Origin of the sequence: Providencia sp. Je.9.19 (assembly GCF_051129765.1) — a bacterium.
GTDB lineage: Bacteria > Pseudomonadota > Gammaproteobacteria > Enterobacterales > Enterobacteriaceae > Providencia.
Genome location: NZ_JBCPSS010000001.1, coordinates 92038 through 118523, shown reverse-complemented (window position 1 = coordinate 118523; position 26486 = coordinate 92038). Strand labels below are relative to the sequence as shown.

At 38.8% G+C, this 26486-nt stretch carries 25 protein-coding genes; 6 read left to right on the top strand and 19 right to left on the bottom strand.

Annotated features, from left to right (window positions below; genetic code table 11):
- Positions 1-13: 13 nt before the first annotated feature.
- The 5 genes from AAZR93_RS00545 to flgB form a co-directional block, all read right to left on the bottom strand.
- On the bottom strand, positions 14-769 hold the full coding sequence (locus tag AAZR93_RS00545) for a flagellar basal body rod protein FlgF (RefSeq protein WP_294107781.1): 756 nt from the start codon (positions 767-769) through the stop codon (positions 14-16).
- Positions 770-784: 15 nt separating this feature from the next.
- Positions 785-2005 carry a flagellar hook protein FlgE gene (gene flgE, locus AAZR93_RS00540; protein WP_294107783.1) on the bottom strand — a complete coding sequence of 407 codons (1221 nt, stop codon included), beginning with the start codon at positions 2003-2005 and terminating at the stop codon, positions 785-787.
- 83 nt (positions 2006-2088) lie between these two features.
- A complete protein-coding gene (locus AAZR93_RS00535) occupies positions 2089-2946 on the bottom strand; it encodes a flagellar hook assembly protein FlgD (RefSeq protein WP_294107785.1) in 858 nt (285 codons plus the stop codon).
- A 12-nt stretch (positions 2947-2958) separates the two neighbouring features.
- On the bottom strand, positions 2959-3363 hold the full coding sequence (gene flgC / locus AAZR93_RS00530) for a flagellar basal body rod protein FlgC (protein WP_294107787.1): 405 nt from the start codon (positions 3361-3363) through the stop codon (positions 2959-2961).
- 6 nt (positions 3364-3369) lie between these two features.
- On the bottom strand, positions 3370-3783 hold the full coding sequence (gene flgB / locus AAZR93_RS00525) for a flagellar basal body rod protein FlgB (RefSeq protein WP_294107789.1): 414 nt from the start codon (positions 3781-3783) through the stop codon (positions 3370-3372).
- Positions 3784-4093: 310 nt separating this feature from the next.
- Between flgB and flgA the strand changes: the two genes are divergently transcribed.
- From flgA to AAZR93_RS00510, 3 genes are all read left to right on the top strand, one after another.
- Positions 4094-4762 (top strand): flagellar basal body P-ring formation chaperone FlgA, encoded by a 669-nt coding sequence (gene flgA / locus AAZR93_RS00520; protein ID WP_294107791.1) that lies wholly within the window; start codon positions 4094-4096, stop codon positions 4760-4762.
- A gap of 129 nt (positions 4763-4891) precedes the next feature.
- Positions 4892-5194 (top strand): flagellar biosynthesis anti-sigma factor FlgM, encoded by a 303-nt coding sequence (gene flgM / locus AAZR93_RS00515; RefSeq protein ID WP_294107793.1) that lies wholly within the window; start codon positions 4892-4894, stop codon positions 5192-5194.
- Between the two features lie 10 nt (positions 5195-5204).
- Entirely contained in the window at positions 5205-5645 is a 441-nt protein-coding gene (locus AAZR93_RS00510) for a flagella synthesis protein FlgN (RefSeq protein WP_294107794.1), read from the top strand.
- 506 nt (positions 5646-6151) lie between these two features.
- On the opposite strand, the gene flhA is transcribed toward AAZR93_RS00510, so the two are convergent.
- Both flhA and flhB read right to left on the bottom strand, forming a co-directional pair.
- Complete coding sequence (flhA, locus tag AAZR93_RS00505; protein ID WP_434718666.1) at positions 6152-8248, bottom strand: flagellar biosynthesis protein FlhA; 2097 nt, start codon at positions 8246-8248, stop codon at positions 6152-6154.
- Positions 8241-9392 carry a flagellar biosynthesis protein FlhB gene (flhB, locus tag AAZR93_RS00500; RefSeq protein WP_434718665.1) on the bottom strand — a complete coding sequence of 384 codons (1152 nt, stop codon included), beginning with the start codon at positions 9390-9392 and terminating at the stop codon, positions 8241-8243. The genes flhA and flhB overlap by 8 nt, the downstream gene beginning before the upstream one ends.
- 261 nt (positions 9393-9653) lie before the next feature.
- Here flhB and AAZR93_RS00495 point away from each other — a divergent pair, with 261 nt between their 5' ends.
- Together AAZR93_RS00495 and AAZR93_RS00490 are read left to right on the top strand one after the other, a co-directional pair.
- Positions 9654-10211, top strand: a complete 558-nt coding sequence (locus tag AAZR93_RS00495) for a hypothetical protein (RefSeq protein WP_294107802.1) — start codon at positions 9654-9656, stop codon at positions 10209-10211.
- A gap of 217 nt (positions 10212-10428) precedes the next feature.
- The gene (locus AAZR93_RS00490; protein ID WP_434718664.1) at positions 10429-11676 is read left to right on the top strand and encodes an SGNH/GDSL hydrolase family protein; all 1248 of its coding nucleotides are present in this window, start codon (positions 10429-10431) and stop codon (positions 11674-11676) included.
- A 92-nt stretch (positions 11677-11768) separates the two neighbouring features.
- On the opposite strand, the gene AAZR93_RS00485 is transcribed toward AAZR93_RS00490, so the two are convergent.
- The 12 genes from AAZR93_RS00485 to flhD form a co-directional block, all read right to left on the bottom strand.
- Complete coding sequence (locus AAZR93_RS00485) at positions 11769-12407, bottom strand: protein phosphatase CheZ (protein WP_434718663.1); 639 nt, start codon at positions 12405-12407, stop codon at positions 11769-11771.
- Positions 12408-12431: 24 nt separating this feature from the next.
- The gene (gene cheY, locus AAZR93_RS00480; RefSeq protein ID WP_294107808.1) at positions 12432-12824 is read right to left on the bottom strand and encodes a chemotaxis response regulator CheY; all 393 of its coding nucleotides are present in this window, start codon (positions 12822-12824) and stop codon (positions 12432-12434) included.
- Positions 12825-12864: 40 nt separating this feature from the next.
- Complete coding sequence (locus AAZR93_RS00475; protein WP_294107810.1) at positions 12865-13932, bottom strand: protein-glutamate methylesterase/protein-glutamine glutaminase; 1068 nt, start codon at positions 13930-13932, stop codon at positions 12865-12867.
- Positions 13932-14768 (bottom strand): CheR family methyltransferase, encoded by an 837-nt coding sequence (locus tag AAZR93_RS00470; protein WP_434719609.1) that lies wholly within the window; start codon positions 14766-14768, stop codon positions 13932-13934. The genes AAZR93_RS00475 and AAZR93_RS00470 overlap by 1 nt, the downstream gene beginning before the upstream one ends.
- 90 nt (positions 14769-14858) lie before the next feature.
- Complete coding sequence (locus tag AAZR93_RS00465; protein WP_336430852.1) at positions 14859-16424, bottom strand: methyl-accepting chemotaxis protein; 1566 nt, start codon at positions 16422-16424, stop codon at positions 14859-14861.
- 125 nt (positions 16425-16549) lie between these two features.
- A complete protein-coding gene (locus tag AAZR93_RS00460) occupies positions 16550-18235 on the bottom strand; it encodes a methyl-accepting chemotaxis protein (protein ID WP_294107816.1) in 1686 nt (561 codons plus the stop codon).
- A 105-nt stretch (positions 18236-18340) separates the two neighbouring features.
- A complete protein-coding gene (cheW, locus tag AAZR93_RS00455; protein WP_294107818.1) occupies positions 18341-18838 on the bottom strand; it encodes a chemotaxis protein CheW in 498 nt (165 codons plus the stop codon).
- A 15-nt stretch (positions 18839-18853) separates the two neighbouring features.
- The gene (gene cheA / locus AAZR93_RS00450) at positions 18854-20932 is read right to left on the bottom strand and encodes a chemotaxis protein CheA (RefSeq protein ID WP_434718662.1); all 2079 of its coding nucleotides are present in this window, start codon (positions 20930-20932) and stop codon (positions 18854-18856) included.
- A gap of 108 nt (positions 20933-21040) precedes the next feature.
- Positions 21041-21961: a flagellar motor protein MotB gene (gene motB / locus AAZR93_RS00445; RefSeq protein ID WP_294107822.1), complete on the bottom strand. Its 921-nt coding sequence runs from the start codon at positions 21959-21961 to the stop codon at positions 21041-21043.
- A gap of 7 nt (positions 21962-21968) precedes the next feature.
- Positions 21969-22856, bottom strand: a complete 888-nt coding sequence (gene motA / locus AAZR93_RS00440; RefSeq protein ID WP_294107824.1) for a flagellar motor stator protein MotA — start codon at positions 22854-22856, stop codon at positions 21969-21971.
- Positions 22857-22953: 97 nt separating this feature from the next.
- A complete protein-coding gene (gene flhC, locus AAZR93_RS00435) occupies positions 22954-23544 on the bottom strand; it encodes a flagellar transcriptional regulator FlhC (RefSeq protein ID WP_434718661.1) in 591 nt (196 codons plus the stop codon).
- Entirely contained in the window at positions 23541-23891 is a 351-nt protein-coding gene (gene flhD, locus AAZR93_RS00430) for a flagellar transcriptional regulator FlhD (protein WP_336430853.1), read from the bottom strand. The genes flhC and flhD overlap by 4 nt, the downstream gene beginning before the upstream one ends.
- A gap of 1657 nt (positions 23892-25548) precedes the next feature.
- Between flhD and AAZR93_RS00425 the strand changes: the two genes are divergently transcribed.
- Positions 25549-25989, top strand: coding sequence for a hypothetical protein (locus tag AAZR93_RS00425; RefSeq protein WP_294107829.1), 441 nt, complete (start codon positions 25549-25551; stop codon positions 25987-25989).
- Positions 25990-26486 lie beyond the last annotated feature (497 nt).

Sequence of the window (26486 nt, the reverse complement as noted above, 5' to 3'; positions counted from 1 at the left end):
TCCTTACTGAATATTAGCTGATGGCAAGCAATTGATTTGCCCGTTGTGCATTTTCATCGGCACTACTGACAACTTTCATTTGCATTTCAAAATGCCTTGCATTGGCAATCATCGATACCATCGCCTCAGCAGCATTGACGTTACTTCCCTCAATCACACCTGATGTGACAATAGCGCGCTCACTTTGTGGCAAGACGTTGCCATTGGCCGCTTGTGCCTGAGGCGATAAATGGAATAAACCATCTTCACCACGAATTAAATCTTGAGGCTGCGCTTCGACAACTTTTAAACGCCCAATTTGTCCCAACATGGTTGGAGGATCAGTTGCAAGCAGTGCAGTAATGGTGCCATCAGTACCAATGGTAAGATCAGCATTAGGCGGCACGTTAATAGGACCGCCATCGCCTTGTAAACGACGCTCTCCAATCATCAACTCACCATCCGATGAAATTTGAAGATTACCGTTACGGGTATAAGCTTCTGTACCATCGGCTAATTCGACTGCAAGAAAATGCTTATCGTTTAGCGCTACATCTGTTTGCCTACCCGTATAGTTAAGCGGCCCTTGACTCATGTCAGCACCTGGAGTTGAAGCAACAACGAGTGTCCGCGTTGGTTCGCTATCCCCATTAATTGGCACAGCGCGCATCGCAGAAAGCTGCGCCTTAAAACCTGCCGTTGATACATTGGCAATGTTATTAGAGACAATCGCTTGGTTTTCAAGCGCATGACGCGCTCCACCCATAGCAGTATAAATGACGTGATCCATGGACAGCCTCTAGACTTATCGTAAGTTAACCAGTGTTTGTAACATCTGATCTTGCGTTTTAATGGTCTGTGCGTTTGATTGATAATTGCGTTGCATCACTATCATGCTGATGAGTTCTTGGCTCATATCCACGTTAGATGATTCAAGTGCACCACTGGTTAATTTACCAAACTGACCGACACCCGGTACGCCGTCCATTGGGTTACCTGATGCATTAGATGATGCCCAAACGTTACCACCTTGAGAAACCAGTCCATTAGGATTAGCAAATGCAGATAGTGCAATTTGTCCCACAATACGTTTTTGTTGGTTTGAATAGTTAGCGACAAGCATGCCGTTATCTTCGATTTTGAACGTGGTGTATTCACCCGCTGGATAACCGTCAACATCAATCGCACTGACAGAAGATTCACTGACTTTTTGTTGACGAGTTTTACTCAGATCTATCTGTAAAGTGTCATTATTCGCGCCATTAAGACCGGTATAAGCAAAATCAAATCTCGCATTTGCTGAGTCTTTTAATTTACCGTTACCATCAAACTCCAAATCACCGATTTTTTTAGCTTCTTTATCATTTGCATCTTTTGCATAAGCGGTCCATTTATTGTCAACAGTCTTAACAAAATAAACAGAGATCTCATGGGTATTACCTTGGCTGTCATAGGCAGTCATAGTAGTGCTAAAGTTATAGCTCGCGTTATCATCTGGATTTTTAACATCAAACGGCTTGTCTTTGACTTTATCGTCTGAATTCAAGTTAATCGTTAATTTCGCTAATTTAGACGCTTGCGCATCCATCATATCCGTTGGAATATTCAAGCCTGCTGGCACGCCACCGCTTTGTATAGATACATTACCTTTTTCATCAACACTTGCTGGATAGCCTGTCACAACCATGCCTTGGTTGTTCACCAAGTTACCGCTTTTATCTCGTTGAAATTGACCATCACGGCTATAAAAAATATCGCCATTTTTATCTTGTACACGGAAAAAACCACTGCCTGAAATCGCGACATCTGTTGCTCTATCAGTACGTGTAATTGGGCCATCTTTGAAGTTTTGTGTTACAGCCGCGACATTAACACCAAGACCCACACCTGAACCTGCAAACATATCTGCAAATGAGGTAGTCGCGCCTTTAAAACCATTAGTTGCGGAGTTGGCAATATTGTTACCAATCGAATCAAGTCCCGCTGAAGCCGCATTTAAGCCACTGACTGCTTGTGAAAAAGACATATTTTCTCCATAAAAATTAGGGGGCTGCCGATCTTAGTTGCTTATTGTTACAGGGCAAAAAGATTGAAAAACAACCAATTAAATTAAGATGCGGGATACACTTTAAAGATGCTGCTTAGCGGCACGCTTTGCCCAATACCAACATCTAATAAAGGGGCATCTGATCCCGGTGTAACACCATTGACGCGGGCATAGCCCAATTTGGTGACATCAATTTCAGCCCCCGACTTCAATGCTTTCACATCAAAGTAATATTTACCTTTGGTGTCTGAAACTAAATTACCGTTGTTATCACGTCCATCCCATGCCATATCGTAAATATCAGGTTTAACTTCGGTGTCATAAGTGATGGTACGGACAACCATTCTATTTTTATCGCGAATGGTAATTTCAACGGTGTCTGCTAATTTAGGTAAAAAGAAGCCAAACGGTGATGAAATATAATCCGTTTGTGGTTCTTCAGTTGCCTCTTCGCCATCAATTGCACTTTTATCACTAAGTGCAAATATGGATGCGCTATTAGGACTAATACCTTCTTCCGGTAGTGGATTGGAGGGTTTGGAGATTGTGCTTTTCTCGCCATTACTTTCTTTTTTCAACGGCGCTAAAATAATTTCGTTGCGAGGAATCAAGACCCCTTTGCCAACGAGCTGGGTCGCTTGTAGTGATTGTCCAGAACCAATTTGTTGAGAAATACCACTAACGTTGTCACTGAGCTTATTCATGCTCTCAAGAGTGGCAATTTGCGCCAACTGACTCGTTAAATCGGTATTTTCCATTGGTTTGGTTGGATCTTGATTTTGCATTTGCGTCACAATCATTTTCAAGAAAGTGTCTCGCATGTCATCACTTTGACTTTTTTTGGGTACATTACTTGCCGCCGCTGCGGGGCCAGCAGTGCTGTTATCCAAAGAATCGTACATTGTGGCTGCAATCCCCATACCGTGCCTCCGTTATTGACCTAGAGTTAATGTCTTTTGTAGCAATGACTTTGCAGTGTTCATCACTTCTAGGTTGGCTTGGTAGCTACGTGATGCAGAAATGGTATTGATCATCTCGCCAACAGTGTCTACGTTAGGCATTTTCACATAGCCTTTTTCATCGGCTAGAGGATGACCAGGTTTATATTCCATACGTGGTGGTGATGGGTCTTCAATCAATTGACTCACACGTACGCCGCCAACTTCATTACGCCCTTGTGGTGACATTTGAAATACCACTTGTTTAGCACGATATGGCTGACCATCAGGGCCTGCCACACTTTCTGCGTTTGCCATATTGCTCGCACTCACGTTAAGGCGTTGAGATTGTGCGGTCAGCGCTGACGCAGAAATATCGAAAATACTCAGTAAGGCCATGAAAAATTACCCTTGCTGCAAAACAGCCAACATGCTTTTGATGCGGCTATTGATGAATGTAAGATCAGCCTGATATTTCAGGGTGTTATCGGCAAACTGGCTACGTTCAATATCCATATCGACCGTATTACCGTCCATTGACGTTTGATAAGGCACGCGATATTTCAGATCTAATTGAGGTGCTTTCATACCATGCCCTTCAATGTGTCCCTTAGATGTCACCGCGAGAGAAACGCCTTTTCCTTGTACTGCGCCTTTATCCATCGCTTGTTGTAATTGACGATTAAAGTCAATATCACGCGCCTGATAGCCCGGCGTATCGGCATTAGCAATGTTAGAAGCTAAAACCGTCTGTCTCGCTTCTCTTATTGACAAAGCCTGCTGCTGGAATGCAAACGTGGCATTTAATTTATCAATCATATTTACCTCAACGGGTTTAAAGCCAGCCCTGGATTTATACGCAAAATAGTTCAAGCTAGATGAAATAAGCTATCCCGAGAACCACGATAAACTATGTGATTCGGGGAGCTGAGTGCATGTCAACGCACAGGCAACTTGAAGAATGACGAGTATTAAATGTTAAAATTCGACGCGCCTATATTAGCCGCCTAACAAAAAATCTAATGGCGAGATAAAGGCAAAATTATTGACCTATTTGAGTCATTCATTGTTTTTGAGGTGGGTAAACTGCAAGCGTGAAAAAGTTTGATTCTTGGGAGACGGCATAGGTATGCTTCGTATTCGTTCACTGATTTGGTTCCCAACTTTTGGTGTGTTGAGTTTATTTTCTAGCGTGGCACAAAGCGCACTGCCACAGGATATTAACCAATATTTTCGTCAAATTCATGGGGAGAAAAATAGTATTTCTATTGAAATTAAAACCCCTATTGACCGTTGGCCTAACTGTGAAAAACCCCAAATTAGTCCTGCTGTTGGGGGGCGAAATATGGGAAATGTCTCTTTACCTGTGCAGTGTGGTAAGAAAAAACAATTTATGCAGCTCACTGTTAATGTGATGGGGCAGTATTATGTAGCGACTCGAAATATCTCACGAGGCGAAATAGTTGAGTTTGTCGATATTGGTACTAAGAAAGGGTTATTGCATAAGCTTCCTGCGGGTGCTGCAACAGATAAAATAGCCGTGCGTGGAACCATTGCCCTACGAAATATATCCGCAGGACAAACATTGACGAATTCAATGCTTAGACGTCCTTGGGCCATTAAATCAGGACAAACAGTATTTGTATTTGCGACTGGCGATAATTTTTCGGTGAAATATGAAGGCCGCGCCATTAATAATGCAGTTACAGGTGGAAATCTACGTGTACGCTTAGTGAATGGACAAGTTGTTAACGGGGAAGCTTTAGAAAATGGCAGTGTAAAAGTTGCCTTAAAGTAAATGGAATTATTAATTATTTCATAACACTAGATAGCTATGCAATATTTTGTAACACTAGAGACACTAAAGATTCATACAGGATTGCCGATAACCTAAATATGAAAAATATCGGGAACAGGAAAACACATTATGGCTATTGAGCAGACATCTGCAATTTCTGCATTGACTCAGGTGACTAACCGCGATCCACAAGACGCGACTATCCCGGTGCGCGATAAAAAAGTTTTAATAAATGAAGTAGTTAAAGAAAGTGCATTTGCACCAAGTGAACTACAAAAAAAATTATTACAGCCTCAAGCTAGTGATATTGATCTGGCTAAAGTTGAAAGAATTAAGCAAGCGATTCAAGACGGCACCTTAAAAATGGACGCTGGCAAAGTCGCCGATGGTATTTTACGCGATGCTCACGAATGCATGTTATCAATGAAATAATATAATTATCATGAATGACGAATTATTAATATTACTAGAGCAACAGCTCTCACATTTGCAGTCACTGCAAATTGTGATGAAAAATGAAGAATTATTATTAGGTTATCATCAAGTTCCGCCTTCGCCTTTTCAAGAGACGACAGAGCAAAAACGTTTTTTAGTTGCGGCAATTAGCTATGGTGAAAACCATCGTTTACAGCTTGAAGCACAAGCGCAAATTGTCGCACCTTATGAAGACAATCTTGCGTTAAATGGCATCTGGGAAATGATCAAATCTTTAACGGGTGAATTAAAAGATCTAAATTACCGTAACCATCAAATGCTACAACTGCATATGGAACTTAATTCAGAGCGCCTGAATTTTGCAAAAAAACATAATAATCAATCAACTTATGGTGCAGACGGTCTAGAATCTAAACGCCCAGTTTTAGGTAAAAAGATATCAATTTAGGCGATTAAAGGCTTTATCTTCCATTATGATTAAAGATGGGAATTTTCGAATAACACGCCGAAAACATGGGCTTATTCATAATTATTGATTTAGATAATCAGTGTTTTTAATTCAATTAAATTAAAAAGTATTAGCACAGCACTATTTGCTTTAATTTCGCCTCGCGCCCATTTTGATACGTTTTCTTTCATCATATTCAATATCAAGGAAAAAATGATTGTGAGATATTATTTTGCTCACAAATTCGCCTGATATTTTTACCTGACATCAGTTTAGGCTCACCAAATTTTGTCATTCCTTTGCTTTTATTCTAGCGTCTATGCGCCGAGCCACTACGTCATCGGTAATACCAACCGCTTACATCTCTTGAGAAAATTGAAATAGTTCATTCAGTTTATTCTTCATCATTAATCTTAATCAAAATATTGCTTAAATAATTCGAATCACAGGTAGGCAACAAATGAAGCCAACACCCCTGTGATTCAAAGTATGACAGAAAGAAAAAACTAAGCGCCGCTAATCATCGACGTCATCCTAATCTTCCGATGATCGCTCAACTCAAGATTAGACATCACGACCAACTGCGGCAAGCTACGACGTAAGAAACGAGACAAAATCAGACGTAACCCGTGATTGACCAACAATACTGTTGGCGCGCCCATTGCCTCTTGGTGGCCTATCGCCTCTTCTGCTTGAGCTTGAATAAACTGTGCTAAATTAGGTTCTAAACCACCACCATTTTTCGCCGCTTGTAGTAAAATTTGTTCTAAATTTGCGTCTAAACCAATGACTTGAATCTCTTCTGCATTACCAAACCACTGTTGAGTAATAGCACGCCCTAATGCAATTCTGATTTGCGATGTCAGGTAATCAGTATCTTTTTGCTCGCCGTTTTCACCTGCCATTTCAGCTAACGTTTCGATAATAGTGCGCATATCACGAATAACCACATCTTCCATCAACAAGTTTTGCAAAACTCGATGTAAAATCGTTAAAGAAATCGTATCTGGGATCAAATCATCAGCCAGTTTCGGCATCTCTTTTTTCACACGGTCATACAGCATTTGCGCTTCTTGACGACCAAAAAGCGAACTGGAATTTTGTAATAAAATTTGATTAAAATGCGTCGCTACTGCGGTACTGGCTGAAACAACCGTATAACCTTGAATTTGTGCTTGCTCACGCAGATCATCATCAATCCAAACCGCCGGTAGACCAAAGGCTGGCTCTTTCGTAGTATCGCCTTCTAATGAACCCGCCGCATTGCCTGGGTCGATAGCTAGACTTCGTCCCGGTTGTGCTTCGCCACGCCCAACTTCAGCACCTTTAATTAAAATGCGGTATTCACAAGGAGATAGCTCTAAGTTATCGCAAATATGCACCACCGGTGGTAAATAGCCGATCTCTTGTGCAAATTTTTTACGTAATCCACGTAAACGCCCTAATAGCTCCCCCTGCTGCTCGTTATCAACCAACGGAATTAAGCGGTATCCCACTTCCATGGCCAATAAATCTTCCAGCTGCACATCATCCCACGTCGCTTCAACCACTTTATTTGCTTCATTAAAATGTTGCGCTTGGCTACTATCCGCTTTCCCTTCCGGATTTTTTGATTTACGAATCAGATACCAACCTAATCCAGCTAAAGCCGCGGTAAACAATAAAAATACAAAATTCGGCATGCCTGGAATAAGACCAATCAGCCCCAACACTCCAGCACTTAACCACATAACCCGTGGGTTATTGAACAGTTGGTTAACCATCTGTTCGCCCACATCTTCATCGGTCGCTACACGGGTAACAATTACCCCTGCGGCAGTTGAAATAATCAATGCAGGAATTTGAGCCACCAAACCATCACCAATAGTGAGCAATGTATAGGCACTCGTTGCATCCCCCAGTGACATATTGTGTTGCCCAACCCCGATGATAAGACCACCAATCACGTTAATTACCATGATCATGATCCCAGCGACGGCATCCCCTCGGACGAACTTACTTGCACCATCCATCGAGCCATAAAAATCAGCTTCTTGAGTCACTTCAGAACGGCGTTTTTTGGCTTCATCATCACTAATAATACCGGCGTTTAAATCGGCATCGATAGCCATCTGCTTACCGGGCATACCATCAAGGACAAAACGCGCGCCCACTTCGGCAATACGTCCAGCACCTTTAGTAATAACCATAAAGTTGATTAAAACTAAGATGATAAATACAACGATACCAATCGCAAAATTACCGCCAACCAAGAAGTGGCCAAATGCTTCAACCACTTTACCTGCTGCATCAGGGCCAGTATGACCATCCAATAAGATAATACGTGTCGAGGCGATATTGAGTGATAAACGCAATAACGTAGCAAATAGTAAAATAGTCGGAAAAGCGGCAAAATCAAGCGTGCGCTTAGTGAACATAGCCACTAATAGCACCATGATCGACAACGCGATATTAAAAGTAAATAATAAATCCAATAAAAAAGCCGGCAACGGTAAAACCATCATCGACAAGATAAGTAAGATAAGAATTGGCCCGGCAAGTATTTGCCACTGCGTTCCTTGTAGATTTTTCGGCAATTTTAAAAGAGCAGCCAAATTAGCCATCGCGATTGTTATCTCCAGCAAAGTCCAGTGTCGGTGGCACTGGTAAATTTTTCGGTTTTTTCGGTCTGAGTCCACCCTCACTACGCCAACGGCGTAATTGATAAACCCATGCTAAAACTTCTGCTACCGCTGCATACAGCGCAACAGGGATACTTTGTCCTATTTCCGCATGACGATATAACGCACGCGCCAGCGGAGGGGCTTCTAGCTGCAATATTCGATGCTCTTCCCCAAGTTGTTTGATGCGTTGAGCAATAACACCAGCGCCTTTGGCCAACACTTTTGGGGCTCCCATTCTTTTATCGTCATATTTAAGCGCTACTGCATAGTGAGTCGGATTAGTGACGATAACATCCGCATTTGGCACATCGGCCATCATACGATTACGCGCAATTGCCCGTTGCTGTTGGCGAATTTTCGCCTTGATATGTGGATCGCCTTCTTGTTGTTTAAACTCATCCTTAATTTCTTGACGGCTCATACGTAATTTTTTCAGATGAGAACGGAATTGATAAAACACATCGAACGCCACCATCGGGATCAGCAAAAAGACAATTAAATATCCTGCAAAAATGACCTTTTCTAGCCCATTAGCAAGCGCAGTAACAGGCGCTTCCATCGCAAGATGTAATAGCGATGGCCAACTTTGCCATAAAAATATAAACGTACCGAGCCCCACAAAGAATGACTTCAAAATGGCTTTGAAAAGCTCAGAAAGCGCATTCATCGAGAAAATTCGCTTTAATCCTTTTATCAAATCAAGCTTTTTCAAATCAAACTTAATTAGCTTACTATTAAAAACTAATCCACCAACCAATGACGACGCTGAGATCCCAACTAAGGCCAATCCCCCTATCACCGGAAATAATGCAAAAAGAGCTTCACTAACAACACGCCCTAAATAACTGAGCATCAACCCCGTATTTTGTAAATAATGCCCATCAAAAATAAAACCTTGGCGTACGGTTTGACGTAGTTGATCCGCCAAATGCCCACCGCTAAGCCACAGCAAACTAATACCCGCTAACATCATCATTAATGAGTTTAATTCTTTCGAACGAACGATTTGCCCATCATCCCTAGCTTTTTCTTTTTTATGGGGGGTGGGCTCTTCTGTTTTTTCTACATCGCTTTCGTCGGACACTTTTGTTCCAAAATTTAAACACAATATGAGTTATCGCTATAGCATGACAGACTGTCAAAAAATCAATGGTGGAAAATAGATGTACTTCAAGGGGGTTATTTGGCAATTGAACAATATGACAACAGTTTTGTGAACCGCGATGCAACGATGAATATTTAATGAAAAATAAATGAGGAAAAATCAAATAAGCAATTGATTTATTAATTGACCAATTTTAATTAATATAGTTGAAAATCAATTTGAAAATAAGGTCATTATGTTATGGATATTTGCCACCTAGTTGCTCCGGATATCAATTTAGAAGATGCCCCAAAAGAAGCGGAGCGAATGCTTAGCTGGCTTAAACAACAAGGTATTATTGATCCTATCTTTCAAGGCATTGAAGATGACGAAATCATTTATCGCCCGACCGCCGAATATAAAGAACCTGTTTTGTATGTGATTGATGACAATGTTGTACCAACACAGCTGCCAGAAAACACATTGAAAAACTATCTCACAATCGTGACTGAACGTACTGTATTTCACGCTGGTGGCAATGGCCTTGGTCTTTATTGCCCGCAATGTACCAGTGAACAAAGTGAACGTAGCAATGATTGGAGTGATACGGTAACTGATTGGTATGAGGGTAAACCTGAAAGTCTCGCATGCATTAATTGCGGCTTTGATGCGCCACTGTCCGGCTGGAAATTCGACCCTCAATGGGCATTTGGTCATCTTGGCTTTAGCTTTCATGATTGGGATCTCAGCGATGCTTTTATTATGGAGTTTGAACAAACGCTTGGCAGTGAAATCATCGTTGTTTATCAACATGATTAGTTATTAATATCAATTCAATAGTAGGATTACTTGCACTTAAATAAATACAAGTATTCCTACTATAAAACACATCATATATTATTAATTTTTATAAACTTTTTTATAAAACTCTTATCCACTTAGAAATAATCTATATTTGATATTTTATCAAATAAATACTTGGTATTTTACTCACACAAAACCCTTAGATTTAAGATTAATCAAAAAAGGTATTTTTATGTACGTACAGCAGTATTCAAATAATAGAAGAATACTTTCATGGAATAAACCTTCATTTAAAAAAGCATTTATTAATTTATTCACTAAGAATATAGTTAAAGTTAATTTATGCGACATACCAAAAACACCTAATACCTTAGTTGCAAATACGGCTATTGTAAATAATATTCCCTGCTTTGATGAGGTTGATTCTAGGCAAGAGATAAATAAACTAAATAAAGAGAATGATCACCCAAAATTTAAATTAGCTGCTTATATAGAAAAAAATAGAGAGTATTGTAATGGCATAGAAACACCAAGTATCAGTGCCCTAAATCAATCTCACAAAAAAGACATTATCGATTGCTTTAAACGAGTTATTGTCATTGGTGATAGTTTATCTGACTCTAAGGGCCGTATGTTTGCTAAAACTTTTGGAATACTGCCCTCGGCACCACAGTACCATGAAGGGAAATTTACCAATGGTTTTACTTGGCCTGAATTCCTTACTTCGCCACATTTCATGAAACATAAAACTATTGATACTCAGAATAATCGAATCACCTATTCCCCTGTGACTCTAATGAATAAAGCTGAAGGTGGTGCAGTCGCGGGAAATTATAATCAGTTGATTCCTAAGTTCAAATTTATTTCAAACATGAAAAAACAAATAAATAAAATTAAATTTGAGGTTACAGACTTGGCAATTGTTTCCCTCGGAGCTAATGATTATGTAACTTTTGCTAAAGAAGACATTAATAAAGTTATCGATGACCAAATTAATTTAATTAAAAAAATGACTCAGCAAGGAGCAAAAAATATTTTAGTAATGGGGATACCTAACCTAGCATCAACACCTTTCGCCAAAATACAATCCAGTACCTATAAAAATAAGATGAAAATAATTACACTCATTCATAATATAAGGCTAAAATTGCGATTAAATAAAATTACCGCTCAAGAAGATATAAACATTAAATTCTTTGACCTTTATAAGGCTATGGCCGAAATAACAAAAAAAGCTGAAGAACTAAATTTATTAAGTAGTTCTAATATTGAAGGCGATACCAAAAACCGACCTTATATTTTAGACAGGCCTTTTACGAATGGTTATATTGGAGGAACAGGCTATATGGATACGGCCCCCAATTATCTATTTAATGATAGCGTCCACCCGACGCAAGAAGTTCACTCCATTATCTCAGTGATATTAAACGATTTTATTGTGAAAGAGTATCAAACCAAAAATAATTCGAGTTACAGGTAAGCGGTAATTGAAGCTATCCCAAGAACATCCATAAGTATGTAACTTGGGTAGCTGAGAGCTGCTCTGTAGCTCGAAGTATGATAGGAATTGATTTAGAATCCTAACTCATCAAGTAAATCATCCACCTGCGATTGTGATGCCATCACATTCACACCTTCTTTATTAATTTGCGGACCATTCAGTAAACTATCAGTTTGCTGCTTCGCACGCATTTCTGGTGGTGTGTTTTCCACTAACAGCGCGAGAAGTTGTTTCTCTGCTTCTTCAACGACTTCCATCATTTTTTTAATAACTTGGCCGGTTAAATCCTGGAAATCTTGCGCCATCATAATTTCTAACAGTTCAGCTTTAGTTGTTTCACTGTCTTCAATCACTTGCGTTAAAAATGCTTGAGTTGACCCTTGCAGTTCAACAGAAACACCTTCTGCCTCTGAATTTTGCCATTGTTGCTGCAATTCAATCGCATCTTTGTTCATTTTCACTTGCAATGGCTTAATCACATCAATGCCATTAAGTGTTTTTTCTGCTGCCTGAGCGGTCATTTGAGCAATATAGCGTAACCTGTCTTTCCCATCAGGAATACTGGCTACCGCTTGCTGAACACTTTTTTCAAGACCAAGCTCACGCATGCTCTCTCTAAGTGTTCTCATTAAAGTACCAATTCGAGTAATAACTTGTTTTAAGTCTTCGTTACCATTTCGATTGCTTTGTAAAAATGTTGATTCAGTCATCACAGTCTCCTTTAACAAGTGCGCTTATTGCAGTCCCATTTTTTCGAATACTTTATTAAGTTTTTCTTCTAAAATGGCAGCTGTAAATGGCTTCACAACATACCCACTTGCACCAGCTTGTGCTGCGGCAATGATATTTTCCTTTTTCGCTTCAGCGGTAACCATTAATACAGGAATATGCTTGAGCGCTTCATCACCACGAATAGTTTTGAGTAACTCTAAACCGTCCATATTTGGCATATTCCAATCTGCAACGACGAAATCAATATTTCCAGTACGAATTTTATCTAATGCATCAACGCCATCTTCAGCTTCTTCTATTTTATTAAATCCAAGCTCTTTTAATAAGTTACGTACGATACGACGCATTGTGGAAAAATCATCAACAACCAAAAAACTAAGATCTTTAGCGGCCATAACCACTCCTTCAAAATACAATAGTGAATATCTGTAACAGTTATGCCGTTACAGAAGAAAGTTTTGCTAAAATACTTGGTGCAATTTTAAGAATATCTTGCACTTCATCTACAGCATCCATTTCGATAGCAGCTCGTGGCATACCAAATACCACACAACTACTTTCGTTTTGAGCATAGGTAATTGCACCTTGCTTACGTAAATTTAAGAGTCCTTTTGCACCGTCCATACCCATTCCGGTTAATAAGACACCGACACATTTACGCCCGACACATTGAGCTACTGAATCAAAGAGGACATCAACAGAAGGCCGATGACGATTTACCGGTTCACTTTGCTGCAAAATAACTTGAAAACCTTTGCCTTTATCAGCAATCAACATATGCGAATCACCAGGTGCAATGTAGGCATAACCTTTTTGCAATAATTCATTGTGCTCAGCTTCTTTTACCGTTAACACACACAGTTTATTAAGTCGTTCAGCGAACGAGCGCGTAAATCCGGCTGGCATATGTTGCGTAATGACCACAGGCGGACATTCACGAGGCAACATTTCTAAAAACTGACGTATCGCTTCAGTTCCCCCCGTTGATGCACCAACTGCAATAACGCGACTATGGCATACATGCGGGGAAAGCGGTTTCGCAAACGTTGTAGATTCTGACGCTTTATTTTCGACTCGTGCAAAACGAGTACGCTGCGTGATTTTCGACATCGCTGCCGCGCGAATTTTTTCTCCAATCAAGTCACGATAACTCATCATGGTTTCACGAATACCAATCTGTGGTTTAGTGACAAAATCGACCGCACCTAGCTCTAAAGCTTTTAATGTAACTTCAGAACCTTTTGAGGTTAATGTTGATACCATCACAACAGGCATAGGATGAAGTCGCATCAATTTCTCAAGGAAATCAATACCATCCATGCGAGGCATTTCAACATCAAGCGTGATCACGTCAGGAACAAGTTGCTTAATCAAATCACGCGCGACATAAGGATCAGGCGCAGTATCAACCACCTCCATATCAGGATGGCTGTTGATAATTTCCCGCATTAATTGGCGCATCAGTGCGGAGTCATCAACGCAAAGCACTTTAATTTTTTTCACTACCCCCTCCTTCCAGCTTGTACGCTGTAGACGGTTTGTCCTTTAATCACGAAACTTTGCGACAATTGAGATAAATTTTCAGAATGACCGATAAACAACAAGCCATCTGGTTTAAGTAATGTGGCAAATCGTTCAAGCATTTTTATTTGCATTTCTTTATCAAAATAAATCATGACATTACGACAAAAAATAGCATCGAAGCGATGCTGTAATTGCCAGTCGTTGTCACTCAGATTTAAATAACGAAACTCAATCATTTGCCGCAATGCCGGTTTAACTCGGGCATAGCCTTCAAACTCACCGACACCTTTCATAAAATTACGTTGCCTTTGCAAAGCACTTAAGGATTTGAGTTCTTCAACACGATAAACGCCTTGCTTGGCTTTATCTAAAACCTCGGTATCGATATCACTAGCTATCACTTTGGCATTAATTGCATGGGGCCCTAAAACATCGCTCAATGTCATCGCGATTGAGTAAGGCTCTTCCCCTGTCGAAGATGCCGCACACCAAATGTTAATATTGCTGTCTTTTCGTGTGCGGATAAAATCTGATAAGGTCACAAAATGATGTGGTTCACGAAAAAATGCCGTTAGGTTGGTCGTTAATGCATTCACGAAAGCCTGCCATTCTGGATTCGATGGCTCTCGCTCTAACATACGTAGATAATCAGTAAAATTGTCGATATTACAGTCACGTAACCGTTTTAATAACCGATTATAGACCATACTTTTTTTATTCATGGTAAGGACAATGCCTGATTTTTTATGAATAAATCGACAAACCCGACCAAAGTCTTCATCGGTCAATGGTTCTATTTGTGGTACAAAAAGCATCGTACTTGTCGCCCTATTCAATAAAACCCCAGAGGTAGCCTTCAATTGGTGGCCAGACTCTGAGGTTAATAACGCTATTGTTGATTAAATTCACCGTTTAATGCGGCTTGTTTGGTTGTCTGGTAGTTCAAAGAATGCAACGGTATCCACTAAGTTATTAGCTTGATCTTCAAGCGCTGCCGTTGCGCTTGTTGACTGCTCAACTAAAGCCGCATTTTGTTGCGTTACTAAATCCATCTGACTCACTGCGGTAGCGACTTGCTCAATACCTCTGCTTTGCTCATTCGATGCAGATGCAATACTCCCCATTAATTCAGTTACTTGATTAACCGCAGCAACCAATTCATTCATGGTTTGCCCTGCTTCATTAACTAAGAGGGAACCTTGGCTAACCCGGCCAACAGATTCATCGATAAGTGCTTTAATTTCTTTTGCTGCTTCAGCGCTACGTTGTGCCAGTGCGCGAACTTCACCAGCAACAACAGAGAATCCCCGACCTTGCTCACCAGCTCGAGCCGCTTCAACTGCTGCATTAAGGGCTAAAATGTTAGTTTGAAATGCAATACCATCAATCACGCTAATGATTGCGCTGATTTTTTGTGAGCTATGAGAAATCGACGTCATCGTTGCAATAACATCAATCGTGATTTCACCACCTTTTGTTGCCGTTTTTGATGCACTGACTGCCAATTCACTAGCTTGACGTGCATTGTCTGCATTTTGTTTCACTGTCGCGGTGAGTTCTTCCATACTCGCAGCAGTTTCTTCTAATGAGGCCGCTTGCTGTTCAGTACGCGATGATAAGTTGTTATTGCCTAACGCTATCTCACGAATACCGGTATACATTTGATCGGTGTTAGAACGTAATGCCGTAATCGACGTCGCGAGTGAATTTTGCATTAATTTCAATTGTTCAAATACATATCCAATTTCATCACGCGTGGTCACTTCAATCTTTTGATTTAATTTACCTTCAGCAACTTTAGTAAAATGTTCACTCATGCTACTTAATGGCTTGATAACTTTTCGTTTCATCCAATAATGCGCAAATGTTGTCACCAAAATAATAATGACGATAACTGAAAGGAATGAACTCCAAGCGAAAGTATTATAGAGCCTTGCCGCTTCTAAGGATTCTTGATCTTCAATTTTGATTAATGCTAAATAATCATTAATCATTCCTAATAACTGATCTTGATGAGCTTGCGCAGGCAGTGAAATATAAGAAGCGACATCATTGTTATCAAGGTGAGTATTTAATGCATTAAGTACGGTAATAAATGCTTGGTATTTGTCCTCAAGAGCTGCAAGATTTTCTTTTTCGGACAAAATAGGTTGAATTTTGAAAGATTCATAATCTTTCGCAGCTTCTGCCATAAACCGGTCAAACGTCGTTTTCGTTTCTTCGATAAGTGGCGCGTTATCACCTACTTTTAAAAGCAATGCAATTTGAGTAAGACTATTTCGAGCCTGCATTAAATCTTTATTTATTTCTTCTAATAATGCACTTTTTTTAGCGCCTAAATCGATACGCTCTAAAGAGTTTAATTCACTCGTGACTATTGCGACAGAAACCCCGCTCGATACAATTTGCATCCCGCAAAATAAAAAAAGCAATAGATATAAACTTACTGAAATTCGTATATTACCAAACATATAACCCCCACTTACGCCAACCAGGTTTCTGTAGATTTAAGCATCAATTTTGCGATATACAGAAACGCTGCAAAGTTGCTACCTAATAAGGTAATAACTTCACAGCGCTAAACTGTGCTTAACCTTTAGAACGTTTCCCAATTATCATCATTTTTATGATCCTTAGATGATAATTTAGCTAGATCCGGGGTTTTAACGATATTTGAAATCGTCCTTGCCGCCGGCTTTGTATTACGCACTTCCGTGTGTTTTAACGCCGGTAGACGGAAAATAGAAATGAGCTGTGACAGTTTTGCAACCTGTTCTTCCAACACATTTGCCGCTACCGCCGATTGCTCAACCAGTGACGCATTTTGCTGAGTCACTTTGTCCATTTCAGCGACTGCTATGCTGACTTGTGAAATACCTTTACTTTGCTCATCAGATGCAGTGGCAATATGAGACATAATGTCTGTGACCCGCGTGACCGACTCAACAATCTTGGTCATCGTTTCACCCGCATCTTCAGCTTGACGAGCGCCAGTGCCCGTTCTTGAAACAGAATCTTCGATGAGCGTTTTAATTTCTTTTGCTGCATCGGCACTGCGCTGAGCTAAGTTACGGACTTCATCGGCAACGACAGCAAAGCCACGACCATGTTCCCCAGCACGTGCTGCTTCAACGGCTGCATTTAGTGCTAAGATATTGGTTTGAAAAGCAATGCTATCGATAACAGCGGTAATATCAGATATTTTTTGTGAGCTATCGGCAATATTAAGCATGGTGCTAACGACATTAGAGACAACTTTCCCGCCTTCTTTCGCAATCACCGACGCTTGATTCGCAAACTCACTCGCTTGATGAGCATATTCGGTATTTTGTTTTACCGTCGCTGTTAACTCACTCATACTCGCCGAAGTCTCTTCTAGACAAGCAACCTGCTGCTCTGTTCTAGATGAAAGATCATTATTTCCGGCGGCAATTTCAGTCGTTCCTTGATAAATAGTTTCGCTACCATCAAGTACACCACGCACCGTATTAATAAGCTCTTGCTGCATGTGTTGCACACCTCGAGCAAGTTCGCCTATTTCATTATTGGCGTTGGTATCAACCTTTGGTGTTAAATCTCCGGCTGCAAAAACTTTAATACGTTCAATCAATAAAGTTAGTGGCTCAATAATACCTTTACGTACATAGCGGTAACTTAATAAGCCCACAAATGCCAACGTAATCGATAAAATCACTAACATATAAAGTGATTGGCGGTAATTATTGTCTGCATTGACAACTTCAGCCTGAAAATCGGCAGAAATATCAGCGAAATAGGCATTGAACTGTTCTTCAAATTTAACTTGAAGACCTGAGGTTCGATGCGCATAAAACTTTTCTAAATCACCTTTTTCTGCATATTCACCTAAGGTAACTAATGCATTACGATAATCTTCATAGGTTGCAAATAATTTCTCGAACTTAGCTTTATCATAGGTCGAGCTTTGCATCAGTTTGTTGTAACGAACATACGCATCATCTGCAGATTTAAAATTACGTTTAGCTGCTTTAATTAAATCTTCTGTTGTTGAATCATCTTGAATTTTTCGACCTTCTAATAAATAGGCATTTACTGACCGATTTAAGTTGGCACGAGCTTGTAATAAGTTAACCCAGCTTTCAGTTAATACTTGTCTTTGGCGTTGGAGCGAATTTAAATAATTAATACTGTCACTGTTATCGCCGAGCTTGTTAAACATCAAACCACTAGATACCAGTTGCAATAAAATAAAAATAAAAATGACGGACAGAAGTCCTGATACGATCTTAATTCGACTATACATGACGTTTTACTAACATTATTTTGTTGTATTTTGGATATCGGTCATTCAACTAAAAACTTTAGTTAATGAGATATTAATATTTGAGCAATGAATAAAGCTGAGTTGTTACTCAGCCATACTGTCAATTAATGCCATTTCATCGCTGGTCAGCAATTTTTCAATATCAACCAATATCAACATGCGGTCATTAACCGTACCAAGACCGGTCAAATATTGGGTCGATAACGTGACTGCAAAGTCAGGTGGTGCAGCAATTTGATCTTCGTTGAGAACCAACACATCTGAAACACCATCAACAACGATGCCAACCACTCTGTCTTTTAAATTCACGACAATCACGACAGTATTATCGTTATAAACCACATTTTCATGGGAGAATTTCACACGTAAATCAATAATAGGAATGATCACACCGCGCAGATTTGTTACACCTTTAATAAAATCTGGTGTATTAGCAATCCGAGTCACTTGTTCATAGCCTCGGATTTCCTGCACTTTTAAGATTTCAATTCCGTACTCTTCTTCCCCAAGAGTAAAAATGAGGTAACCTTCACCATTTTTTTCTTCATCAAGCTTATTTAAATCATCATCGAACATAGACATATGCATGACCTCTATTTAGTGCACCACAGGTTGTGAAACCTGCTGTTTCTTTTTAATCAAAATGCTGTTATTCATTTTTTGTAATTCAGCGACATCTAAAATCAACGCAACTGAGCCGTCTCCCATAATTGTTGCAGCTGAAATACCCGGAATTTTGCGGTAATTACTTTCAACATTTTTCACAACGACTTGTTGCTGTCCTACTAGCTTATCGACCAATAAAGCAAAACGATGACCTGCATTTTGGATAATCAGCACAATACTGTTATCTAAATTACGCTCAGCATCTTCAATGCTAAACACTTGATGTAATTCAACTAATGGCAAATATTCACCACGTACTAATAACATTTTTTCTTCGCCAGCTAAGCGATAAATATCATCCTGACGCGGCTGTAATGTGCTGATAATTGAACTTAGCGGAACGATAAACACATCTTCTGCAACTTTGACGGACATGCCATCCAAAATAGCTAATGTGAGTGGCAGAAGAATACGAATAATAGTGCCCTTGCCTTCCGTAAAACCAATCTGGACACGACCACCCATGTCTTGAATATTTCGTTTCACCACATCCATGCCAACCCCACGGCCAGAAACATCCGTGATGACTTCAGCCGTTGAGAATCCTGGTGCCATAATGAGCATTGCCACTTCTTCATTGCTCATTGCATCGTGAACATTCATACCTTGGGAGCGAGCTTTAGCAAGAATGCGTGTTCGATTAAGCCCCGCACCATCATCACGCACTTCAATACAAATATTTCCGCTTTGATGTGATGCTGCAAGAGTCAAAGTACCCGATTCCCGCTTGCCATTAGCAAGACGAACCTCTGGTTTTTCAATCCCATGGTCAAGACTATTACGAACAAGGTGATTCAGTGGATCGACAATACGCTCTATCAAACTTTTATCTAATTCAGTTGCACTACCTTCCACTTTAAGTTCGATTTTTTTACCCAATTTCGAGGCAATATCACGAACCATGCGAGGAAAACGACTAAATACATAGTCCATTGGCATCATTCGAATTGACATAACAGACTCTTGTAGAGCTCTTGAATTGCGCTCTAACTGGACAATCGAGCCTAGCAAATCAGCATATTCATTTTGATCTACCTGCTGGCTATGTTGTGTCAACATGGATTGAATGATAACGAGCTCGCCAACAAGATTAATCAGTTGGTCAACTTTTTCGACGGCAACACGAATACTGCTCGAGTCACCTTTTGGTTTAGTCACTGATGCTTTGCGTGTTACTGGCGCAGCTTCTTTTTCGATAACCTCAGCTTTAACGGCTTCGGCCTCAGCTTGAACCTCTACTTGGTCTGCTTGTTCATTAGCCTCTTCTTCGACAGCTTGAATATATGGCTGACAATCGTCGAAACTAATTACTTCATGGCTAATTTGAGATTCATCCACAACAAAGCACAGTACACCGCAAACATCATCAATTTCGGTATTACTTCCGAGCCAAACTTGTAAGCTATTTTCAGTTTTTTCGGTGTGATACACAGTGCCAAATAATTCCAATTCATCGGCAAGCAAATCAACTTCAGTGGTTTTTAATTGTTGAAGCGTGATCATAAAATAATACGTATGTTCACTTTTCATACCACAGGTTTGAGGTGCGTTCACAGATACTGCGGAATGTTCACTGTCAGACAATTGAGTTTCAGTTGACGCCAATGACGATTCGGTTATTTCTTCGGCACGCTGCTCAACGCTGCTTAACACATCACAAATACGTTTAAACATTTCATCATCAGGTAATGAACTGTTTTTATACGCATCTAATTGCGATGCCATCACATCTTTAGCATCTAAAAATATATCAATGATGTCAGGTGTTAATGTCAGCTGGTCGAGACGCGCCTTATCCAATAAATTTTCCAATGTATGAGTGGTATTTTGCAACTGAGTGAAACCAAAAGTTGCAGCTCCTCCTTTTATAGAATGAGCACTACGGAAAATGGCATTTAGCTGCTCGCTATCCGGGTCAAAAGGATCGAGCTCAAGTAAATGTTGTTCCATATCCCTGAGCAACTCATCGGCTTCATCGAAAAATGTTTGATAAAACTCGGTAATATCCATGGTTTTTATCCAGTTTCGCTTAGGTTTCACTTAACGCTGACTGCCGGAACATCCGGCAGTACAACTAAAATAGATTAATATTCAAATAGTCTTTGTAAATCAGTGCATTTATTGCTGAACTTTTACAGTGACTACTTCATTGGTTGCCGGTACTGGCTCGCGTTTTATCACTTTATTTAACACATCATTTATGGGTGTTGCCCCATCGTATTCACGTAAAATTTGTTTCGTTTCTTCATCATTTAAAACAATAATACTTATCCTGCGATTTATTGGTGCAAGACCATGTTCTTTATCTAAATGAATAGACGCAGCCATCCCAACAACTCGCAATACTTTGTTTTCATTCATTCCACCACGTATTAATTCGCGACGTGATGCATTTGCCCTATCAGAGGAAAGCTCCCAGTTGCTATAATTTGCACCGTTAGCGTAAGGCAAATCATCGGTATGCCCTGAAATACTGATCCGATTTGGTACATCATCAAGCAACGGTGCAATTGCACGTAAGATATCTCGCATATAAGGCTCGACAGTGGCAGAACCCACTTTAAACATAGGTCGATTTTCACTATCAACAATTTGAATACGTAAACCGTCGTTAATCATGTCAATAAGTAAATGAGGCTTCAATTCATTAAGGCGAGGGTCATTTAAAATCGCTTGCTCAAGTGATTTTTTAAGTTTTTCAAAACGATAATTAGCATCACCATCAGTGAGAGAGTTCGGCTCAGGTAAAACATCACCATCACGATAAATAGGATCTTTGCCGCCCCCGGGAATTGGGTTTGTCGCATCACCACTTTTTTTACCCGGATTAATTGCGGTACTCAGTGGCGTTCTAAAATATTCAGCAATTTGTGTTAATTCTTGAGGACTTGAAATCGAAATAAGCCACATCACCAAAAAAAATGCCATCATTGCTGTCATAAAATCAGCATAAGCAATTTTCCATGAGCCGCCATGCCCACCTTGATGATGTGAAGCACGTTTTTTGACTCGAATTATTTGAGGGTTATTGGCTGCCATCGACCGATTACTCCTCGCTCGATTCTTGAGCGCGATTGCCTATTTTCACTTCACGAACTTTATCTTCAAGCTCCAAAAATGAAGGTCTATCGGCACTAAACAATACTTTACGTCCGAACTCTACGGCGATTTGTGGCGCATAACCTTGCAATGCGGACAGGAAAGTGACTTTAATGCACTCCATCATTTTTAACTGTTCGCCACTGCGCAAGCGGATCAATGAAGCTAACGGTAAAATAAAACCATAAGCCACTAAAATACCTAAGAATGTACCGACCATTGCATGAGCAATTAATGCACCAAGTTCACCGGCGGGCCTATCGGCTGAACCCAAAGCATTTACTACCCCCAAAACAGCCGCAACAATACCAAAAGCAGGCATAGAGTCGCCGACCATGTTTAAGCCGGATGCAGGGACTTCATTTTCTTGGCGAAAGGTTTCTAATTCTTCATCCATCAATGCTTCTATTTCATGACTTTGCAAATTACTTGTCACCATCAGACGCAAATAATCAACAATGAACATCAATGTAGATTCATCTTTTAAAATTCGAGGATATTGCGAAAAGATTTCGCTTTCTCTCGGATTCTCAATATCTTTTTCAAGCGCAAGTAGACCTTGCTGACGGGATTTATTGAGTAATTGAAATAACAATGCCATTAGATCCATCGACATTGCTTTGTTATAGGAGGAACGACGGAAAAGGCGCGGCAATACTTTACATAATGCAATAATCGATTTACCACTGTTACCGACTACAAAGGCACCTAAACCCGCACCTAAAATAATAACAAATTCAGCCGGTTGATATAGCGCGCCTAAATGGCCGCCAACCATTAAATAACCGCCAATTACGGCAACTGTAACAATGATATACCCGATGAGTATTAACACAATATTCCCTTTCACTCCGTTGGTTAACAGATGGCAGTCAAAGGGAATATTAGGAACGACAGGCAAATAATTTTGCCTGTAAACCAAATCAATCCAATTACATCACCGCTTTGGTAATGCCATCCTGTCGATATAGCGTAATATCGGCGAGATCTTCGGAAAGTTTACGTTTTTTTATTGCACGTGATGGTGGCTGGCACAAACTGCAAGTAAAACTATTTTCAGGGATATGCGCATAGGTGATAAATGACCCACTACAACAGCGACAATCGGAACGCTGCAACATACCGCTTTCAACAAATCTAACTAACGTCCAAGCGCGGGTTAATGCTAATAATGGTTCTTCTCCTGGCGCTGGCGCACACTGTTCTAAATAAAGACGATATGCTTTCAATATTGCATCAACACCTTGGCAATAACCACTTTTCAATAAAAATTGGTATGCATTATAAAACATAGATGAATGTATATTCTGTTCCCATGTCATAAACCAATCTGTTGAAAAAGGTAACATTCCCTTTGGTGGTGGGCATCCTTTTAATTCTTTGTACAAGCGAACTAATCGTCCACGACTGATTTGAGTTTCACTTTCTAGCATTTGGAGGCGAGCACCTAACGAGATCAATTCCATCGCTAAGCGAATATCATTAGCCTCTTTAACAATACTTTTTTCAGCTATGGTGCTCATCTTTTTCTCGCTATATTAGTCTCGCCCTCATTATGCTTTTGCAGTAATCGAGTCGAAAGTAAGATACCCGTATGAATTTGTTGCAAATCATCAACCCTAGAATCACGTGTTAGTGTCTCTATCGTATCGCTGTTCTCAAATCTAAACTGACAGATTAGCTGGTTTGTTTCCGCTAATTTGACTAATTGAGAAAGAGAAAGATCTGCTAAAGTAGTTGCCATTGCATCAGAGATACCGAGACGAAACATGGCAGAGGCTTTTTCTTGAGAGATAAGTTTTTGAGCTAACAGCAAATATGAGAGGTTAATATCGTATATATGCTTCAGAAAATCTGTCGTCGTACTCATTTTTTTTCCTTTCCGAATATTTATCAACATCTGTGTGCAAAAAGAACAAATATGAAATTAAAAGTATTGTATGAACTGATTTTTTTAAATATTAAACGTTATTAAATTAGGTAATCGTATTCCATTACGTTCCCATGTTTTCCGTTAGTTAATACCCAATTTGGAGTATAAAAGTACAATATTTCAAATCTTAAATTAAATACATTTCCTGAATACCTACAAACAATAAATAGCGACTAAAAAGTTAGCATTTCCACTAAAAGTGGGAATATACCGATATCATTATTAGTCGTTAATTATTATGCACCACTAAATTAACTATTCAAGATACTTATGTTTCTTTTTATCTGATTAGACTAATTACCCATCCATACATTAGAAAATCTTTATTAAACCTATATATTGCCCCACCTTATCCGAAATATTCGCGACATTTTGGATCGACTTAAACTAAATGGTAGGATTTTAATCAATCCATTTACTCTTTTAAGGGGATTAAGGAGGTAAAAAGACCAATCACAACTTCAAGTACGGCATATTGATCTAGATCAATAGTTATTATTAAGAAACTGAACTGCCTTTATTCTGAATTCACTACTATCGGCAGGATTGGAATAAATTTTAGCCATTAATTTTCAATTTATTTGCTTAAACCTTTAACTATTCTTAAAAAGAATTCATAACCAGTTATTCTATTAAAAAAAATCAATTACTTTGATTCATAGTGAAACCTTACAAATTTGATAAGTAAGCCTTAACAGTTGTAATGAGCTGTAAATTTAATTGGATTAATTTAATTAATTAAAATTGTGATTTTTTAAATTTACTGAGTTTTAATTTGGCTTATAGTTGTTAATTGAATTTAATTATTTAACTCACTATTCCCACTTTTATTTTGTTAATATTTCATTACAACTTGACTATAAACAAATTAATTTTTTTATTTTTTCATCAAATGACCCAAAAAATATTTTTTTAATAAAAAGATCAACCTACGAAGACTGCAATCATTAACATCCAACTTAAAAAGTAAAAAACAAATGAGACCTACGTTCCTTTTTCTATATGTTTTCCATATGATTTTTAATTCATCGAAAGATGACTAAAATAAAAAATACATATCTAGTGCAAGTCCGTAATTTTGCTTAGTACCTATCATATTGACTGTTTCAATTTAATCAAAATAATAACAACAGTGATAATATCAACTGTTCACTATATACTTTTATTTTAACAAAATACTCAATAACGTTCTTAACCCTAAGTAAAATTGCGTAAATCGATTAAACTTAATGCTCAGATATTTTTATTTTTTTATAAAAACTCAAAAAATATAAAAATCATATAAAAGGCGTATTTAATATTTTTAATGAGGAATTTTTTTTGTTAAAACTGAGAGTTATTTCACATTTAATCTCACTCTTTCCTAATAATTTCCAAATAAAACTATTTCATAATGTATCTGTTTTAAGTGTTATAGCTCAGAAAATAGCCATGTGATTTGCTATCATGGATTTAAGTTATATAGACTAAAGATTAACCAGATGCTTTAGACTAAATATATTATACTCATAGCCCCGTATGGCAGAATTCATACCATGTAGCCATGTTACAGCTCTGTCATTTTCGCTTTAACGCACCAATAATAGGGACTAATATGTTTAGTTATTTAGCAACTGTAGAGTACATAGAAGAAGAAGGAACCTATGAAATTAGCTATTGTGATTTTCCTGAAATACAAGGCGTCACATTTAGCAAAGAAAACATTGAACTTGAAGCAGAGGAAACATTAACAGCAGCAATTGCGGAGTTGATTACATCACGACTACCAGTCCCAAGCCCTTCAGTCAGCACTGAAGATGCCTTTATCGTTTATTTACCAATCCTAAGTTGTTTAAAAATCGCACTAAGTAACGCTATTATAGAAACAAATACACGTAAAAGTGACCTAGCGCGCAAGCTTAATATCAATGCTCAGCAAATTGAAAGGCTACTTGATATCCATTACGCTTCAAAAATAGAAGCGTTAGAACAGGCACTTTATCTATTAGGCTATGATGCATCAGTAACCGTTACGAAAAGAGCTAGTTTAGAATAATAAAACATACTTTTTAGCCATAATTATTAGTTTTTATCAAAAAATACCTAATAAGTAGTAATCTAAAATAGATTAATAAAAATCTAATATTTATATTAAGCGCGCACCCACTTTATTAATTAATCAAATTCTGCTGATTAAACAGGCTATTTTAATAGTCTGTTTAATTTTTGTTTATTTTTAATATTATTATTGTTACTAGTTTTGGTGTTTTAAATATAATTAATCGCCATTAATCTATTATCTTTAAAAAAACCAGACTACAAATTAAAACAAACGATTAACTTAAGTATTTTTTAAAGCGCTACTTATGACAAAAATGCTCAATTTGAAAAAAACTCAAAGCAGAATTTTAATCCTAAAATATTACAATTTGCCCAATAACTCACCAAAATAGCTAGTAATATCAATGCAGGAGCTTAGTTTAGATGGTTTGGTGTTGGTTGGCTTATTCTACGAATGTAGTGCTTAACAAGACTTGATGTTAATAAATAAAA